This window comes from Sulfolobus acidocaldarius SUSAZ, from assembly GCA_000508305.1.
Classification (GTDB): domain Archaea; phylum Thermoproteota; class Thermoprotei_A; order Sulfolobales; family Sulfolobaceae; genus Sulfolobus; species Sulfolobus acidocaldarius_A.
Map to the genome: position 1 here is coordinate 985,626 of CP006977.1, position 17,797 is coordinate 1,003,422.

The window sequence follows — 17,797 nt, forward strand, 5'->3', positions numbered from 1 at the left end:
TTAGATTTCTGTGATTCTATACACAGTGTATAAAAACGTACTTATTCAGTGAAATGTTAAACTGTTGAGATGGTAATGATTTGTTTACGGGATGAGGCTTAAGATCATTACATGGACTCTTAGTTAGTCTTATCAAATTGCTTCTTTCATCTGATGAGATGCAATGACCAATTCGGAATGAGACCAGACCAATGGTAAGACAGACGTGCTTTGAAGATTATCAGGATCAACTTGTTCAGGAAGTAGACCAGTAGGAACGGCTCTATCTAAAACCCAACTTATGTACTCATTAGCTTTCTGAACATTGCCCACTCTTAAATAATACTCTGCTACCCAAAGAGTAGTTATTAACCATGGATTTGGTCTACTCTTATTTCTCCTATATGTATCACCTTCATATCTTATAATACCGCCATTGACCTTTAACGCAGACTCAATTGCATTGATAGTTGATACCATTATTGGGTCTTTAGGATCAATAACGCTGAAGAAAAATGGAGAATACATACTGGCATCAATCGTAGTATCCACATTTCCGTTCTCATCCAATCGTCTAATAAATCTCCCATTATATGTCATCTTCCTCAAGATCATACTTTTCATGTACTCTGCGATCGAAACCATGTCACTTGCCATTACCTCATCTCCCATGTCATAAACTAGTTTAGACGCCTCAGTTAACGCGCCATACACAGTTGACACTGTATATATATGAATGCCGTAACGTTCCTCCCAGAGGTCAAAACTAGGTTTAGGCAGACCGTCTTCTATGAATTTCATCAGAAACTTTAAGGCTGGCTTGATGAAACTTCTGTATATTTCTACTAGCTCATCAATGTCTTTATAAATCCTGTAATGATTTGCTATAGCCCACACCTCTAGTGCGGTCTCATCTTCCTGAATTGGGAGTATTCTTTTTCCTTTGTAAATCCAAGGATGCCAAGAGCTAGCTAGTGTTGAATCAGGATTATATTTGTGGTAAAGAAAACCCTCTTCACTGATAAGTTTAGATATGAATTTATAGTGTTTTAAGGCAAGTTCTCCATAACCTGCAATATCTAAAGCGTAGGCTGAGATAGCCGAGTCCCTTGGCCAACAGTAGGTGTAAGCGTCACCATAAATTCCCATGAAGGAATAGTCTGAGGATGCAATTATAGATCCGTTTTCATTCATGTGGTCTCTTATAGTCAGCAGGCTAATTTTATATAGATCATTCATCTTTTGTAAGCTAAATTTCCTTTCTGACTTCAACAACCAGTTGGACCAAAATGAATGATTGGCAACGAATGAGGATTCTATCTCAGTGGAATTTGCCCTTCTCAATAAGGTTTTTATCTCTGATAGACTTCTACCAAAGGCTAAGGCTAAATATGCCTTCTCACTGTTGGAAGGGTTGATTTCAAGCTCTAATGCTAAGGCCGACTGTACATCCCCATTTTCTATTGGTCGATTGCTAAGATAACCACGTCTTATCTCGTCCGCGATCTCCTCCTTGCCTACTGAGTATTCTTGCATGTCTTTCAGAATACTAAATAGTTCAATACCGATGTATCGTCTAGACTTGTAATGAACAATGGAGTTCGTCTCAGGTTCTATGAATGCTGTATCGCCAAAGGGAGTTGAGTAAAGATCTAGATCGAAATTAAATATCAACTTAATTTTTAATGGTGAGTCAGTTGTGTTATAAACTTTTAATATCCTATAGTACAATGGCGCATAAATATCTGAAAAATCATATGCTAATAATCGTATATCTGAATTTATAGATGCATTTATTTCTGCAATGTTCGTATTGTGGAAGTAATTTAGTGATACTCGCCACTCCTCATCAGGAATTAATTTTCCCTGCGTGAAAATGTATTGTCTAACTGGTTTCCCATTAGTGTGGTTTTCCATTCCAGCATGTGGGTAGTAAATATCTATTATTCTCCCTAGCTGATCCAAATTAATCAATGTCCGTTCGTTACCAATACTGACGTATCTCATGTGAGTATCGTATCATATAGCTTACTATCCGCATTAATAACCTTATGTGGATAAATCTTTGAGTTCACTATTTCTGTTCCTTCATCCACTACTGCACCATCAGCTATTACACTATTTACTACCACTGTTGGCTTTTTAGGTGAAGATCTAATCTCTACATGTCTACCCACTATTGATCTTTCAACAATTGCGTTATCTCCAATATATACTCTGTCCATAACAGCACTCTTTATTACCTTAACCCTTCTACCGATTATTGTAAAATTATCTATTGATGATTCCTCTATATAAGTATCCTTACCTATCTGACAGTGCCTGCCAATTAAGATATTTCCCTCAAGTTTCAATTCCCCGTTCCTATACATCCTTTTAATTTTGGCTCTCCTTTTTCTCGAGTCGTAACTAGTACCTTGTACAAATATTCTCCTATTGCTTACGATTCTTACCCCATGGACATCCCTTTCATCCAATTCCCTAAGTAAAGTATAAACTGCATCTAGGTATCTACCAGGTGTTCCAACGTCAAACCATAAACCATCCATCTTATACGCGTATACAGGATAACCTTTTCTTATTAAATAAGGTATGATATCCTTGCCAAAGTCCATCTTACCCATTTCATACATCTCTCTGACCTCCTCGCTCTCGAATATTTTCCTGATTTCTGCGCTCAATACATATATTCCTGTGTTAACCAGATTTGATGGAGCCTCCTCTCTCCTTGGCTTCTCAACGAATCTCCTTATCTTGTTATCACTCTCCAATTCCGCAACACCAAACTCCTCAACATTTTCCATAGGTTTGATCACTATTGTCATCATTGCTCTCTTTTCTTCATGATATTCTAATAATTTCTTAACGTCCAATTTGAAGAGATTATCGCCCTGTACAACAAGCACAGGATCATTGATATTATAGTATTCCATGTTTATCCTTACAGAGTCAGCATTCCCTATACTATCTACTCTTGGTTGGTATTTGAAGTGTACTCTAGGTTTTATATGATACCTAGCTGAGAAACCTATGCCTTCCTGATAAATGTCAAATAAAGATCTATAGTTTACGTACCCTCTCACTCCAAAGATTATTTCTTTAATACCCTGTCTGGCTAACTCAATCAAGGTATATTCAATCAGTGGTCTATTCAGAAGCCTCACTGTAGCTTTCGATGTTTCAATAGTTAATGGTCTTAGCCTAGTAGCCTCACCGCCAATTGGTATAATCACTTTTATATCTTCTATTCTAGTCATCAGTAATAGTTTTTACTTATGAGACTATAAATATTCCCATATGAGAAATGTCATCTTAGGGTTCGAAGTTCACCAACCCTTTAGAATAAAAGGAAGCTACTTTTGGAACCCACAATTTAGAGATAATCCGATCGAAAAATATTTTGATAACCAGTTAAATAGGGATGTATTTCTTAGAGCTAAGCAAAAATGCTATATACCTGCAACTAAAATAATTCTAGATGAAATTGAGAGAGGAGAAAATGAAGGATACGACGTCAAGGTATTCTATTCGATATCAGGAACCTTCATGGAGCAGGCAGAAAAGTGGGGAAGAGAAGTAATAGACTTACTTCAACAACTCTCATATACAAAGAAGGTGGAGTTTTTATCTCAAACCTATTACCACTCGATAACAGGTTTGTGGGATGACTTAGATGAATGGAAAGAACAAGTTAAACAGCACTCAGAGTTAATAAAGGAATACTTTAATCAAACACCGACAACTTTTGAGAACACTGAACTACTAGTTACTCCCAGAATATTAAAGGAAGTTGAGAACTTAGGTTTCAAATCAATTATAATGGAAGGAAAAGAGAGCGTACTGAACGGTAGATCACCAAATTATGTCTACAGAATAAAGAACAGTAAATTAGTAGGCTTACTGAGAAACTATAGGCTAAGTGATGATATTGCCTTCAGGTTTTCGAACAGGAATTGGGACCAATACCCACTAACTGCACAAAAACTCTCTGACTGGTTACTGTGGTCAGAGGGTGATGTTGGATTAATCTTCGTTGATTATGAAACATTTGGGGAGCATCATTGGCCTGAAAGTGGAATCCTAGACTTCTTGAGGTGGTTACCAAGAGAACTTTCAAGAAGGGAAATAAAAATGAGATTGCCTAAAGAGGTATATGATAGGGCTGTTCAAGAGATAGAAATAACTCAAACATCATCTTGGGCTGATATAAACAAGGATGAATCAAGTTGGTTAGGAAATATAATGCAATGGGCTTATGATGAAATGGTCAGAAGAACCGAAATGTTGGCAAAAGAGTTGGGTAAAGAGTATCTTAAAGCCTGGAAGTATTTCACAACTAGTGATCATTATTATTACCTGTTTTTAGGTAGTAGTAGCCCAGCAGAGGTCCACTCATATTTTAGCTCCTTTAACTCACCCATTGATGCTTTCATAAACGAGATTTACGCTATCTCAATGTTTCAAGAGGAAATGAGAAAGAAGTTAAAGATAGAAAATGAACCGTTTATATTTTACAAGGGTTTGAAGAGAGGTAAGGAAGTTTGGACGATAGACCAGTATAAGGAGCTAATAAAACAAAAGCCAGAATATAAAGACTTCGAAAAGTATATTCAAGAGTGGATTAAGCAATGAAGAGATATGAAAGCCTATGGTTTGAGGACGAACTAAAGCACGCCTGGATGATAAGCGCTGAGCTAGAGAAAGTAGCTAGTCTAGGGGGATTGGGGCCAGTAGTATATAATCTTAGTAAAGAATTAGTTAAGCAGGGCATAAAAGTAACTGTAATCATGCCAAGCCACGGTCGTCATCTTAATGACTATTATAGGTCACTTCTTAAATTGAACGAAATATCTTTAGTTGCAGAAGGAGATAGAATAGGTATTGATGGTAAATCTTACCACTACAAGCTAGGGTTTGAACATGGAAATTTGGATGGAATTAACGTGGTTTTAATTAAAGGACTGGATTACAACACAGGAAGGATAATTGATTCCTGGAACATTTACGATAACGCCATGGAGAAATCTTCACTCCTAGCTAGGGCTGTCGAGAAGTATGCAAAGTTCTCAATACCTAATGACATACCGTCCATAATACACGTACATGATTGGCACTCTGTAATTGCAGGTGTAATTGCTAAATTTACATTTGAGGCTAGGAGAGTAATAGTTCCTCTAGTATTTACAATTCACCTGTTAAACAAGGTTAGTGCACCTTGGCATTACGCATCAGAGGATTGGAGTGGACTGATAAATTATCCTCATTACATTTGGAGAATAATAAAACATGACTTGTACACAACTAGAGAAGTCTGGGATTTCTTCTCTTCTGGTTCCATAGAAAAGTTTGGCTCTTATGAGGCTGATCTAATAACATCAGTTAGTAAAAGCTACCTTACATATGATATATTTAACTTCATAGGAAACTGGATAGAGAATAAGAGTTGTATTCATTATAACGGTACTGATTGGGAAATAGAGGAGACTAAAAAGTACGCTTACAGCAAGTTTGGGACTGAGGATAAGGCTGAAATAAGAAAAAGATTATTTGACGAACTAGAGGTCCTAAAAATAACCCCTGAGGATTACACTACACGTAACATACTTTGGAATAACAGATTCAATATAGGTATAAAGGATGACTGGACATATAGTAGACTAGAAAACGGTCCTCTAATTCTATTTGCAGGAAGAATGGTTTATCAGAAGGGAATAGATTCATTACTTATAGCATTTGATGAAGTACTTAAGACCATTAACAATGCCCGTCTAATAATATTAGGATTACCCTCCTCAGACTATGGATTACTACAAAATGTGGTATCTAATATATCTAGACACGGTAGTAACATTAGGATAATCCTAGGCAAAATGAGTAAGGAATTGTACAGGCTCTTCTACTATAGTGCCTCAGTATTTGTGATACCGTCAAGATGGGAACCATTTGGGTTAGTTGCAGTAGAGTCAATGGCTGTAGGAACACCTGTAGTTGCATACTCAGTAGGAGGACTAAGAGAGAGCGTATTAGACATCAGGGTTGACCAAGAACAGGGAACAGGACTATTGGTAGAACCGGAAAACGTCTGGGAACTATCGAAAGCGTTAATCTCTGCCTTGTCATTGTCCATCGCTTCAGAAACAAACAATGGAGATTTTCTAAAATACTCTGAAGTTAAAACGAATGATGTGAAGTTATGGGACAAAATAAGGCAAAATTGTGTAAGGAGAGTTAATGAGAATTTCAGATGGTCAGCAGGTGCTAAGCAGTTACAGGAGTGCTATTCTAAGGCTCAAACTATGGCAAAATATAGACTGTTAGCATCATTTTAACGCTATTTTAAATACTTACTATACAAGTTATAAACAATGCAGAAAGAAGTTCCACCAGGACAAAAATATGTAAAACGATTCATTTATTATGCAGCTTTAGGTGTACCCAAAGTAAACTTAAATGAGTATAGGCTCAAAATTTTTGGAGAGGTACAGAATAAAATAGAGATTACTTATGAAGAAATGCTGAAAATGATCGACGTAAAATATACTAAAGATTTTCATTGTGTCACAGGCTGGAGTGTAGAAAACGTTGAATGGGAGGGAATAAAGATGAAGACAATAGCTGAGAAGGCAAAAGTAAAGCCAGGAGCAAAATGGGTTATTTTCTACTCATTAGATGGTTACACTGCCGTAGTGCCATTAGAAGATGCCTTGAATGAGGATTCCATAATAGCCCTTATGATGAATGGTAAACCCCTAGATATTAAGTCAGGATTTCCCGCTAGACCGTTTATCCCTCACCTATATGGCTGGAAAAGTGCCAAATGGTTAACAGCAATACAGTTCTCGAGAGAATATATTGACGGATTCTGGGAGGAAAGAGGTTATCATGAAAGAGGAAATGTTTGGGATGAAGAAAGGTTTAAGGGACAAGGAGTAAGTCATGAAGGGAAGAAAAGAAATCCTATACTTTAACTTTTTATCCCATAGGATATTGAGGCATTTGTTGTTCTCCAGCACCTCTCTGCTGTGTTGGTGAAGCTGCAATATAGTCATCTATTTTTAGTAATGCTGTGACAGCTTCTGTGGCACTCTTTAGTACACTCTCCTTAACTATCAATGGATCAATGATGTTCTCCTTGGTTACGTCTTCTTCAACCTTACCCTTTAGTACATTAATTCCAGCAAATTTCATTCCACTCGCATGTAGATTCCTCAACTTCACAACAGTATCTATCTCATCCATACCTGCAGTTCCTGCTAAGGTTGAGGTAATCTCCTCTAGAGCATTTGCGAAAGCCTCTATCGCCAATTGTTCTTTTCCACCAACCTTCTTTGACTCTTCTCTGATCTTCATTGCTAACTCAACTTCATAAGATCCGCCACCACCAACTATGTATGGGCTCTCTATAACGTTCTTAATTGCGTTCAATGAATCTTGAAAACTCCTCTCTAGCTCATCCATTATGATTTCACTTGAACCCCTAATCAGAACCGTTACAGCTTTAGTGTCTTTGGAATCTTCTATGAGGATAACCTTTGAGTTACCAATTTTTCTCTCCTCCACTAATTCTGCTTGACCAAGATCTTCTGAAGAAACGTCTTTTAGTGAGGATATTATCTTAGCACCTGTAGCCTTAGCAACTTTCTCCACATCGCTCCTACTGACATTCTTTATCCCCATTATTCCTTTCTTAGCCAAGAAGTGTAACGCTATGTCGTCCATTCCTTTTTGAGTTATAACAACCTTTGCACCAATTTTTTCAAGGGTATCAATCATAGATCTTATGTACTTTGCCTGTTCCTCTAATGCTAACTTGATCTGAGAAGGATCATTAAAGCTCATCTTAGCAGAAATCTCAGGTTTCTCCACTTCCAGGGGGAAGTCTAGTATTGCTATTTTAGCTTTCTCAACTCTTCTTGGCATATTCTCATGTGCAACTTCCTTGTCCAAAATATATCCTCTGACTAAAGTTGTCTCGTCTACGCTTTCTCCCTTCTTCTTTATGAATTTAATATTAGATAAATCCACCTTATAAGCATTGTCCACTTTTTCCACAACGGATAATATTGCATCTATAGAGACATCTATTATTCTGTTTAAGGTTTCTGAATTTGCAAAGAATTTACTTGATAATGCGGTAAAGGCGACATTCTTTAGCGATTTCCTATCCTGTGGGTTCACACTTAAACCTACTGATTTACCAGTTTCTAAAGCGATTTGAAGCGCTTTCTTATATCCTTCAATAATAACGATTGGATGTATTTTTTGATCAATTAGTTTATCAGCTTCATCTGCCAAGAATCCACTTAATACTACTGCTGAAGTAGTACCGTCTCCTACCTGAGCGTCTTGAGCTTTAGCAGCTTCCACAACTAATTTTGCTGCGGGATGCTGTATATCCATTTCCTTTACTATTGTTACACCATCGTTTGTTATTGTAACATCTGACGTTCCTGAAATCAACATCTTATCCATTCCCTTTGGTCCTAAACTACTCTTCAACATTTCAGCCAAAGTTCTTACTGCTAATATGTTGTTCTTTATTACTGTGACACCACTTTGCTCTTTCGTTCCCTCTTTATATAGCGAGTACATGCATTTAAAAAGAACACCATAATATTTAAAACTACATGATGTGACTCTGCGGAACTGACGTTTTGATGAGAGAAACAGGGTCTGAGAATTGCTTAATCGAACTCAGCCTGAATCTTCTTTTTACCTTCTAGTAACTTAATGTTAAATGGAGGATTCTTCACTTCCTCTATACTTATGCCCATCCTCCTTAGCTCATTTACTGCTTTATCAATGTCATCTTCATGCGTCGCATACTTTATTCTCTCCTTTATCTGAATTAAAGAGCCATTCTGAGAATTGAATCTCTCTGCACTAACTGTGACCCATGTATTACCGTTTTTATAAATAAATAACACATCTTGCAGGTATCCGGGAATTACATGACTTACTCCGGCAAAGTAATAATCATTATACTTGTATACCTTAACCATATTTAACGATTCGCTTAGCGTTTTAATAAGATTTACTTACCCATGTTATCTACGCAAATCATCTTACCTTTACTCCCTCTATTATCCAATACTTATTTACTTCGCTAGCTGAAATTATTCTGAATTTTATAGAAAGTACCTTCAACGCGTCAACGGCGTTATTTTGTGGAACAATTATCATTCCCTTTCCTCCCCTTTTAGTTACTCTATGTGCCTCCCTAACAACATCATAATCCATGACTTCAGAGATTAGAACATTATCAAAAACAGAGTCCTTGAAAGGCAACGGAATTATCGCTCTTATCATTTCATCCTTACTGTCGAGCTTGTATGTGATCCCAGTTACGGTAATTGCGTCTTTTATTAATGGTGATCCTATTTGTAGTGTCCTCCCTTTTAATCTTAGATTAAGGTTGTTCTCGTAAATTTTAGGTGAGAAGAAATGTGAATTGACTATAATGAAGCCTTCAAAAGCAGATAACAGGCACAGTTCTCCGTCCAAAAGGTTTGGGGATATTATGAAGTCATATGTATGTTCAGTAAGTGGTAGTATTTTTCCGTATGAAAGATTAATGCTCTTTGACTCTGTACAGTTTTTAAGCTCGGCATTTAACACTTCTTTCAAGTTACTGGACTTCTCAGGTAGTAGGCGTAATAGTATCATTTATATGAGGTAATATTTATAGGCATTAATATTTTTATATGTAGATATTTCAGTCCTTATTCATCATATTTAATATCATTAATAGATATCATGAAGTACCTTTGAAATATCAGTTATCGCAAACATACCAATTATGTTACCCTTCTTGTCTTTAACTGGCAGATGTCTTATTTTATTCTTAGTCATGAGGTCTATGGCAGTAAATGGATCTGTGTCTTCCTCAATTATTATTAAATTGCCCATAGTAGCTGCTAATCTCACCTCATCATTAGGATTAAGACCACTAGAGAAAGCCTTTACAGCGTCTCTATCGGTAAAAATTCCCTTTGGAGCCCCATTTTCTGTTATTATTACAGACCCTACACCCTTCTCAAGCATTAATTTACAGGTTTCTTGTATTGATGTATTTAACTCTACTTGAAATATAGGTGTAGACATGTAAGTTTTTACACTTTTCATAATATAAAACTTAATCTTTTTCCCAATAAGCTTTTAATTTCACTTTAGTGGGCTGTTTATTTTGAAGCAAATCTATAATAACGTCCCTATAATACTCCTCTGATTGAACTCCCCTAACCAGCCACTCGTCATTAATTAATATCGCTGGTACGCCCTTGATTCCCATAGCTTTAGCCTCCTCTTCGTCTTGAATCACAGATAATCTAGTCTTCTTAGACTTTATATCCTCTCTAAATTTGTTTAAATCTAGATTTAACTCTTTCGCAATGCTTATCAAAACCTGTTCATCAGTTATATCTTCGCCCTGAAGAAAGAATCTATCTTGAGCTTTGTCGTAGAACTCCCAATGCCCTTCATCTCCCTTCTGAAACTCTGCAGCTTTACATGCAACTAAAGGTGGAATAGACCATACATAAGTGAATTTACTTTTCTCAATTATCTTATCTAGATCATAATCTGGAAAATATTTCTTCACTATTTGGAATTCGTTGAAGAATAATTTCTTAGCCTCTTCCGGTGTAAATGCAACTTCTTTTAGATCTTCTAACGATGATATTATAGCAAAAGCCTTATGTTTCACAACTACTTGATCCTTAAATTCAGTTATAACTCTCCTTAGACGCTTTGACGTAACATAGCAGAACGGGCATATTACATCATGAAAGAATGTTATCTTAATCATTGTGGTGAATATCTGTTGCAAATATTTTTAAAATCAACTCATGTCCTCATTGTTTTTGTAACTTCAGATAAATCAACTTTAGGGTCATTTACCAATTTCTTAGTTCTTTCTATTAATTCAACCCTTTTAGTTCTCTCTGCGGCTGTCAATAGTTCTGGCACAACTCTGGTAGCTTCTTCAGACTTTCCTTCCGATATAAGGTTACCATAATACCTGAGCAACATGTAATAACTTACCTCATTAATTACTGTACGATCAAAATTACTTCTAACTTCATCGTCTGGAGCTCTCTTTACAGCTAGACTTTCATCAATTTGTACGTTTTTATTGTTAACACTGTCTACATAATTCCCCGTGACTTTCAAGATATAATCAGTCTCTCCTGGAGGGATATTTCCAACAGCGTAGACATTCACATCCCTGTCTACGACTGGAATATTCACAGGCATCTCATAGTTTATTACTTCAAGACCTTCTGAGAAATTCAGAGTAAGATTATAAGCAGCTACCTTATCAGATTTCTGCTCCACAAGAGTGGTTGGTAGTTGTGAAGGGTCATTAATATGATAAAACACTCCTGAACCCTTATCTGCGAGTATCTTCATAATCGCCTCATTATAGTCCTCGCCTAACCCTATAGTAATAAGTTGTACATTCTTAGGGATTTGTAAGGACTCATAGTCTCTGGAATATCGTTTATCGGTAGGCTTTCCATCAGATAACAGGATTATTTTAACTGGTATCTCAGAACTCCTAAATTTTTCAAGAACTTTAGTAATTGCCTTATGTAAATTAGTAGTATAACCCATATTAATACTCTTTAAATCTATTTCTTTGCCAGATTCACCCTCATATAGTGTTTCTATATTATTGGAAAATAAGTATATTGATATGAAATTTCCAGGGATTATATCTTGAACTAATCTACTTGCTGCAGCTAGCGCCAAATTTATTTTATTCTCCTTCTTCATGGATGGGCTATTGTCTATCATAACAACATAATGTATACCTGAGAGGGAGGCAAATGAAGTAGGGCTTACCCTAACTATCAAACTGACCTGTGTGGGCTTCCCTGTAAACGCCAAATTAGTTGAAGATTTTAAAGAAACGCTAACTGTCATTTGTAATAATATATTATAGGGGTAAAACTATATATACTTTAATACAGAATATTACGTGTATGACGTGGAAATGTAATTTATGCGGTTATGAAAACGATGATGATGCATTATTTTGCATTAAATGTGGAGCTCAAAAGAGTTCAGAAGCACAACAATTACCACAGCAACAACCAAGTGAACCACAGGCACAAGGAGTAGTAACACAGCAACAGGTAGTTACAAACCCTCCTGTACAGGCACCAGTAACAACACCTCAACAGCCCGTTCAACAGCCCGTTTTACCACAACCAGAACCTGCTCAACCTCAGCCGGTCTCATCGACTCCAGCACCTCAACAGGCATCACAACCTACAAACAGATATTACATTTACTTTATACAAACACCAAATGAGAATTTAGTAAACAAAAAAGTCCTACTTAATTTCGATCTATTTCCTAGTGTATCAATGGGTAGGAGTCCTGAAAACATTGTCATAGTTCCTGATTCGGAAGTATCTAGAAAACATGCCGTTATATATCTTGATAATAGTGAGCTTTACATTGAAGATCTGAATAGTACGAATGGGACTTATGTTTACGATGGAAAGCAGTTTACTCCAATTAAGGGGAAACAGAAGATAGAGCCTAACTCAATTATTAAACTTGGTAATCAGACAATAGTACGAGTATTAAAGGAGTGAGTTTATGACCATATCAGTTAAAGCCGAATTAAGTCACAAGTACTCTTTTACCTCCCCCCTGAAAGGAGTGTTTAGATTAATTATAGTTCCGGAAAAAGTTTCGACTGCACGTGGGTTTCATTACATAATACTCCTAGATACATCAGGCTCCATGTATGGTGTGAAAATAGAGACAGCAAAACAGGGAGCAATGGAACTATTGAGCAGGATACCTGAAGGGAATAAGATATCCTTCTTGACGTTCTCAAATAATGTTAATATATTAAGCGAGTACGCGGATGCACCATCATTAGTTCAACAAATTAAACAGATAAGGTCAGGTGGACAGACAGTCCTATTTAGAGCTTTAGAGAGAGCAATTGAAATAGCCAAAAAACACGATTTACCGGGATACATAATATTATTAACAGATGGACAGCCTACAGATGTGCCTGAGATAGAAGCTTATGAAAAACTGAATTACCCTGAGGCTTATAAGGTAATAGCTTTTGGTATAGGTGACGACTACAACGAAAGATTACTTAAGGTAATAACGGATAAGACTGCAGGAGTACTGTATCACGTAGAGGACGCTAAGGAAATAGCTGAAATGTTGCCACAGTCAGCGGTTACAGAAATAGGAGCTAAGAATGCTAGTATAGATATAGTTTCAGAGACTCAGGTAAAACTGTTAAATTACCCTGGACCACCAGTAAAGCTAGGTGCAGTGGAATCAGTGGTAAGAGTATATGGTGAGATAATAATTCCACCTAATTTCTCTGGAAGGCTTGCAACAGTTAAAATATCTTATGAGGATCCCTTGTCAAGTAGGATTAATAGATTAGAGGTCAACTTTGATATAACAAGAGCAAATGATGTAAAGCGTTTCCTAGATGGTATAAATAATGATTTGGTTAATGAATATCGTTATTATGAGTTAATGAGCAAGTTAGCTAATCAATTGAACTCCAACAATTTATCAGATGCAACCAGAACGGTAGAACAAATGCAGATGATAGCACAGCAGACTAGAAGAATGGAGTTAATAGAGACAACTAGAAGAATAAGTGAAAGTATAGAGACAACTAGAAGAATAGGTACAGTAGAGCAAACTAGAAAGATATCTAAGGAAATAACTAGTGAAGTTACTAAGAAATTGAGATCTTAAACAAAGATCAAATTTACCTTAGTTCTTCCTCAGATATCTTAACTATTCTAACTGTGTTATCCATCTCATCATATATTACTTTCACTAAATCTCCTTCTTTAATCGGAAATTTCCTTCTTATTCTAACCGGTATGGTTATCTGAAAATTCCTAGAGACCTTAACAATATCTTCTACCATCAAATAATAAATTAAAAACTGAAAATATAAAGTTTTTGTTTCTTTTTTTATTCAAATTTTATCCTCATTCAATTTGTCTTTAATATTTTGAGCAATCTCCAGAGCTTTCTTGTACAAAAATTCACCTAGTATAGGCTTATTTGTCTCCAGCTCTTCCAGGTCAATAATGTTGACCGTATTATTTACTTTTACCACGTCAACCTCCAAGTCTAAGTATCTTATTCTATTTTTAAGTAATTCAGGAGGAGTGGAAATATTTACATATAAACCCTTTAGATTATTGTTTCTGTCATGATACCTGTGAATTTGATACCAGTTTCGGGAGTCTAGTTCGACTAAATCATAATCACCATCTTCAATCTTCAGATTTAAACCATCATAAATTCCTCCACTCTTGAATTCCCTCCTTATTTTAAGCCAATAATAATCTCTACCGATCTCCTTCTGAACAATTGTACCACCCTTCAAGAGTATACGTTTACCATTTGGCTTTACATGTTCAATGGCTTCAATCATATTATCTCCAATTAATGATGTCAACAATTTCTCAGGAGAAGGATTTACTTTACCTTCTTCAATATCTACTTCGTTTGAATAGGTCATTTTGAGCATATGATGAAACTTAATGGTGTTAATTACCAAACTCCTAATGTCATCTAAGAATAGTTTATCCTCTAATGATAAGGTAACTTTCAGGAAGTACTCTCCCTGTTCTCTAAAGTCATTATAACTATATCTCATTGTTAAATTTTCCAATTCCTCCTTAAGCTCTGCAGTAGTCGCCATTGGTGCGTTACTTCTCCATTTTACATTATACCCTTTCTTATTAAATGGAATACTAATAGACAAAAGCCGTTGGCTATCTCTCTCATCAATATGCTCTGAGAAAAATGTTCTCCCATCTCCTTTCCAAACCATAGCAAATTTTCCTACTGCTCGGGGAGAGGAGAGTATTATCTTCCCTTCAACTGGAGGTTTTATCACTAGACCTTCAGATAGGCAAGGCTCTACGACAAAATTCATGAATTTACAATCTTCAGTGCTTATTACTGAATATAACTTAATTGGAGACCTCCATATGGGAGAATATTTAAAAATAGACCTCATAAAGTTGTATATATCTTCACCTACGCTTACTATCTCCCCCTTGTCTATACCATCTTTTACAGTAACATCTGCAGGTGACCTAACAATATCCATAAAAAAACGCTCCGCTATTTGCGGAGTTTGTTGAACTATCTCGAAGCCATTCTTTAAAAAGAGGTAAGTAAGAGCAGTAGCATAAATGCCTCTAATTCTGACTCTCATGTATTAATTTATTAAATACATACTTTAAAATTCCACCCTGTTTAGTGTACTCTAGCTCTACGTTGGTATCAACTCTAGCTAATCCTTGTACTTCAACTTTACTACCATCCTGTTTTATGAACTCCACCTTAACCTTAGACTTCGGCTTCAAATCCTTCAGATATACATTTACTATCTCATCTCCCTTAATACCTAAACTCTTCCAGTCTGGTATTTCTATTGGTACAACACCCATAGCCACTAGGTTACTTCTGTGGATTCTCTCAAAACTCTCAGCCAATACAGCCTTAACCCCTAGTAGTGCAGTGACCTTGGCAGCCCAATCTCTTGAACTTCCAGATCCATATTGTTTACCTGCAACTATGACTAAAGGAACACCTTCCTTCTTATACTGTTGTGAGGCTTCGTACACACTCATTACTTTACCATCAGGGAAATGTTTAGTAAAACCACCTTGAACATCTACTAGTAAATTCTTCAACTTAGAGTTTGCAAATCCCCCTCTAAGCATAACCTCATGGTCTCCTCTTCTAGCTCCGTATGTGTTAAGATCCTGTTCACCTAATTCTGAAAGATATTTTCCTGCAACAGAATCCTTGTCGATTGGGCCGGCTGGTGATATATGATCTGTTGTAATTTTATCCCCTAAGAGTAGTAAGATCCTAGCATTCTTCACGTCATCAAGTTTAAGATCTAGAGATATCCATGGAGGCATCCTTATATACGTGGACTTTTCATCCCAGCTATATAATTCGCTTTCTTTGACCTGTAATTTATTCCAGTTTTCATCTCCCTCTAAAATATGCGAATAGACAGCCTTGTAGAACTCAGGATTCATTCCCAGCTTAATGTATTCTGAAATTTCCTTAGTAGTAGGCCATATGTCCCTGAGATATACAGGATTACCATTAGGATCATAATCAATTGGCTCATTGAAGAAATCAATATCTATTCTCCCTGCGAGTGAAAATGCAACCACTAGAACTGGTGAAGCCAGAAATACTCCACTGAGATAGGGATTTATTCTGCCCTCATAATTCCTATTTCCGCTAATTACACCATAAACCTCTAACTTGTTTGATTTAACGTCCTCCTCTATCTTTTTGGGTAGAGGACCAGCATTACCTATACATGTTGTACATCCAAAACCAACAACGTGGAAACCTAGAGCTTCCAGATAAGGTAGCAAGCCAGACTCTTTAAGGTACTCAACAACAACAGGAGAACCAGGAGCCATACTGGTTTTTACATAGGATTTGCTTCTTATGCCGTGCTGAATAGCCTTCTTAGCTAAAATTCCAGCTCCTATCATAACTGTTGGATTTGATGTGTTAGTACAGCTGGTTATGGCAGTAAGTACTACATCGAGGTCTTTAACTAGACTTCCCTTTTTCTTATCCTTCCTCTCCTGAAATAGTTTTTTCAGGTCCTTCAGGGGAACTCTCTCATCTGGATTTTTAGGACCAGCTATTGCAGGTTCCACTTCAGACAGATCTATTGTAACTACTTCAGAATATTTTGGCTGACTCTCATAGAATAATCCCTGCGCTTTAGCATACTTTTCGACCAACTTGTACTCCCTAGCAGTTGCAGCCAAATAGTTTAAGGTCTGATAGTCAATTGGGAAGTAACTTGCAGTAGCCCCATACTCTGGAGCCATATTTGCTATCGTAGCCCTATCAGGTACTGTTAGATTTCCAAGAGATGGACCAAAGAACTCAACAAACTTTCCAACAACTCCTTTCTTTCTTAGCTTCTCCGTTATATATAGTACTATATCTGTTGGTGTTACCCCTTCTCTTATCTCTCCTACAAGCCTCACTCCCACTACTTCAGGAACTGCCATGGTATAAGGTTCTCCAAGCATTACAGCTTCAGCTTCAAGTCCACCAACTCCCCATGAAAGCACACCTAAACCGTTGGTCATTGGCGTGTGAGAGTCTGTACCTATCACAATCTCTGGGTAAGCTGTTAACTGACCTCTAAATTCCTTAACATCTACTACTTTGCTCAGATACTCTAGGTTTATCTGATGGATTATACCCTTTCCTGGGGGAAATATCCTCAAATTCTTAAAGCTTCTCTGAGCCCATTTAAGGAACTTATACCTCTCAACATTCCTTTCAAATTCCTTCTCCTTATTCAGGAGTAATGAAGAAGCAGTCCCATAGTAGTCAACTTGTACTGAGTGATCTATAATTAAATCAGACTGAACTATAGGGTTTATCTTTAGGGGATCCTCTCCCCTCTTAGACATCTCATCTCTCATTGCAGCTAAATCCACAAGAAGGGGAATACCAGTATAGTCCTGTAAAACAACTCTAGTAGGCAGGAAAGAAAATTCCTTACCTGTTTTCCATGAAGCTATTGCGTCTAAGTCCTCCTCAGTTATTTTTACGTTATCAAGGTTCCTAAATGTGTTCTCCACCAGGATTTTTAGAGAATATGGCAAGGAGTCTACGTCATACCCTCTATCTTTCAACTGCTTTATTGGATAATACCTTATATTAGACTCTAGGATTTGACTCATCGAATATATATTGTAAGCGCTGAGAATAAGAATTTTACCATATACAG

The 17,797-nt window shown here is 36.7% G+C and carries 16 protein-coding genes; 5 read left to right on the forward strand and 11 right to left on the reverse strand.

All coding sequences use genetic code 11. The features are described from left to right. Positions 1 to 132: 132 nt before the first annotated feature. Both SUSAZ_05705 and SUSAZ_05710 read right to left on the reverse strand, forming a co-directional pair. Positions 133 to 1,986, reverse strand: a complete 1,854-nt coding sequence (locus SUSAZ_05705) for a glucan 1,3-alpha-glucosidase (GenBank protein AHC51488.1) — start codon at positions 1,984 to 1,986, stop codon at positions 133 to 135. Then, positions 1,983 to 3,236 carry a nucleotidyltransferase gene (locus SUSAZ_05710; protein ID AHC51489.1) on the reverse strand — a complete coding sequence of 418 codons (1,254 nt, stop codon included), beginning with the start codon at positions 3,234 to 3,236 and terminating at the stop codon, positions 1,983 to 1,985. The genes SUSAZ_05705 and SUSAZ_05710 overlap by 4 nt, the downstream gene beginning before the upstream one ends. Before the next feature lie 40 nt (positions 3,237 to 3,276). Between SUSAZ_05710 and SUSAZ_05715 the strand changes: the two genes are divergently transcribed. The 3 genes from SUSAZ_05715 to SUSAZ_05725 are packed head-to-tail and all read left to right on the forward strand — an operon-like array spanning position 3,277 to position 6,947. After that, positions 3,277 to 4,611 (forward strand): alpha-amylase, encoded by a 1,335-nt coding sequence (locus SUSAZ_05715; protein ID AHC51490.1) that lies wholly within the window; start codon positions 3,277 to 3,279, stop codon positions 4,609 to 4,611. Further along, positions 4,608 to 6,308: a glycogen synthase gene (locus tag SUSAZ_05720; GenBank protein AHC51491.1), complete on the forward strand. Its 1,701-nt coding sequence runs from the start codon at positions 4,608 to 4,610 to the stop codon at positions 6,306 to 6,308. Before SUSAZ_05715 ends, SUSAZ_05720 begins: the two co-directional genes overlap by 4 nt. Positions 6,309 to 6,344: 36 nt before the next feature. Continuing rightward, on the forward strand, positions 6,345 to 6,947 hold the full coding sequence (locus tag SUSAZ_05725) for an oxidoreductase (protein AHC51492.1): 603 nt from the start codon (positions 6,345 to 6,347) through the stop codon (positions 6,945 to 6,947). Between the two features lie 4 nt (positions 6,948 to 6,951). On the opposite strand, the gene SUSAZ_05730 is transcribed toward SUSAZ_05725, so the two are convergent. From SUSAZ_05730 to SUSAZ_05755, 6 genes are all read right to left on the reverse strand, one after another. Next, positions 6,952 to 8,571, reverse strand: coding sequence for a thermosome subunit (locus SUSAZ_05730; protein ID AHC51493.1), 1,620 nt, complete (start codon positions 8,569 to 8,571; stop codon positions 6,952 to 6,954). A gap of 92 nt (positions 8,572 to 8,663) precedes the next feature. Then, a complete protein-coding gene (locus tag SUSAZ_05735) occupies positions 8,664 to 8,981 on the reverse strand; it encodes a hypothetical protein (GenBank protein AHC51494.1) in 318 nt (105 codons plus the stop codon). Between the two features lie 58 nt (positions 8,982 to 9,039). Further along, positions 9,040 to 9,285 carry a methylase gene (locus tag SUSAZ_05740; protein AHC51495.1) on the reverse strand — a complete coding sequence of 82 codons (246 nt, stop codon included), beginning with the start codon at positions 9,283 to 9,285 and terminating at the stop codon, positions 9,040 to 9,042. Between the two features lie 438 nt (positions 9,286 to 9,723). Then, positions 9,724 to 10,104 carry a histidine kinase gene (locus SUSAZ_05745; GenBank protein AHC51496.1) on the reverse strand — a complete coding sequence of 127 codons (381 nt, stop codon included), beginning with the start codon at positions 10,102 to 10,104 and terminating at the stop codon, positions 9,724 to 9,726. Positions 10,105 to 10,114: 10 nt separating this feature from the next. After that, on the reverse strand, positions 10,115 to 10,786 hold the full coding sequence (locus SUSAZ_05750; GenBank protein AHC51497.1) for a DSBA oxidoreductase: 672 nt from the start codon (positions 10,784 to 10,786) through the stop codon (positions 10,115 to 10,117). Positions 10,787 to 10,824: 38 nt separating this feature from the next. After that, complete coding sequence (locus tag SUSAZ_05755; protein ID AHC51498.1) at positions 10,825 to 11,907, reverse strand: hypothetical protein; 1,083 nt, start codon at positions 11,905 to 11,907, stop codon at positions 10,825 to 10,827. A gap of 59 nt (positions 11,908 to 11,966) precedes the next feature. Between SUSAZ_05755 and SUSAZ_05760 the strand changes: the two genes are divergently transcribed. Continuing rightward, entirely contained in the window at positions 11,967 to 12,587 is a 621-nt protein-coding gene (locus SUSAZ_05760; protein ID AHC51499.1) for a signal peptide protein, read from the forward strand. A gap of 4 nt (positions 12,588 to 12,591) precedes the next feature. Continuing rightward, positions 12,592 to 13,734 (forward strand): von Willebrand factor A, encoded by a 1,143-nt coding sequence (locus tag SUSAZ_05765; GenBank protein ID AHC51500.1) that lies wholly within the window; start codon positions 12,592 to 12,594, stop codon positions 13,732 to 13,734. Between the two features lie 13 nt (positions 13,735 to 13,747). Here the strand turns inward: SUSAZ_05765 and SUSAZ_05770 are convergent, their stop codons facing one another. From SUSAZ_05770 to SUSAZ_05780, 3 genes are read right to left on the reverse strand one after another with little or no spacing between them, the layout of a single operon-like run. Continuing rightward, complete coding sequence (locus SUSAZ_05770; GenBank protein AHC51501.1) at positions 13,748 to 13,915, reverse strand: AbrB family transcriptional regulator; 168 nt, start codon at positions 13,913 to 13,915, stop codon at positions 13,748 to 13,750. A 48-nt stretch (positions 13,916 to 13,963) separates the two neighbouring features. Further along, positions 13,964 to 15,220 carry an RNA-binding protein gene (locus tag SUSAZ_05775; GenBank protein AHC51502.1) on the reverse strand — a complete coding sequence of 419 codons (1,257 nt, stop codon included), beginning with the start codon at positions 15,218 to 15,220 and terminating at the stop codon, positions 13,964 to 13,966. Next, a complete protein-coding gene (locus SUSAZ_05780) occupies positions 15,204 to 17,750 on the reverse strand; it encodes an aconitate hydratase (GenBank protein AHC51503.1) in 2,547 nt (848 codons plus the stop codon). Before SUSAZ_05780 ends, SUSAZ_05775 begins: the two co-directional genes overlap by 17 nt. Positions 17,751 to 17,797: the final 47 nt, after the last annotated feature.

What these genes read in the sequence shown, in the direction of transcription:
- SUSAZ_05775 (AHC51502.1), bottom strand. Translation starts at nt 15,220, where the DNA reads ATGAGAGTCAGAATTAGAGGCATTTATGCTACTGCTCTTACTTACCTC.
- SUSAZ_05720 (AHC51491.1), top strand. Translation starts at nt 4,608, where the DNA reads ATGAAGAGATATGAAAGCCTATGGTTTGAGGACGAACTAAAGCACGCC.
- SUSAZ_05710 (AHC51489.1), bottom strand. Translation starts at nt 3,236, where the DNA reads ATGACTAGAATAGAAGATATAAAAGTGATTATACCAATTGGCGGTGAG.
- SUSAZ_05735 (AHC51494.1), bottom strand. Translation starts at nt 8,981, where the DNA reads ATGGTTAAGGTATACAAGTATAATGATTATTACTTTGCCGGAGTAAGT.
- SUSAZ_05745 (AHC51496.1), bottom strand. Translation starts at nt 10,104, where the DNA reads ATGAAAAGTGTAAAAACTTACATGTCTACACCTATATTTCAAGTAGAG.
- SUSAZ_05750 (AHC51497.1), bottom strand. Translation starts at nt 10,786, where the DNA reads ATGATTAAGATAACATTCTTTCATGATGTAATATGCCCGTTCTGCTAT.
- SUSAZ_05780 (AHC51503.1), bottom strand. Translation starts at nt 17,750, where the DNA reads ATGAGTCAAATCCTAGAGTCTAATATAAGGTATTATCCAATAAAGCAG.
- SUSAZ_05705 (AHC51488.1), bottom strand. Translation starts at nt 1,986, where the DNA reads ATGAGATACGTCAGTATTGGTAACGAACGGACATTGATTAATTTGGAT.
- SUSAZ_05725 (AHC51492.1), top strand. Translation starts at nt 6,345, where the DNA reads ATGCAGAAAGAAGTTCCACCAGGACAAAAATATGTAAAACGATTCATT.
- SUSAZ_05765 (AHC51500.1), top strand. Translation starts at nt 12,592, where the DNA reads ATGACCATATCAGTTAAAGCCGAATTAAGTCACAAGTACTCTTTTACC.
- SUSAZ_05730 (AHC51493.1), bottom strand. Translation starts at nt 8,571, where the DNA reads ATGTACTCGCTATATAAAGAGGGAACGAAAGAGCAAAGTGGTGTCACA.
- SUSAZ_05760 (AHC51499.1), top strand. Translation starts at nt 11,967, where the DNA reads ATGACGTGGAAATGTAATTTATGCGGTTATGAAAACGATGATGATGCA.
- SUSAZ_05715 (AHC51490.1), top strand. Translation starts at nt 3,277, where the DNA reads ATGAGAAATGTCATCTTAGGGTTCGAAGTTCACCAACCCTTTAGAATA.
- SUSAZ_05755 (AHC51498.1), bottom strand. Translation starts at nt 11,907, where the DNA reads ATGACAGTTAGCGTTTCTTTAAAATCTTCAACTAATTTGGCGTTTACA.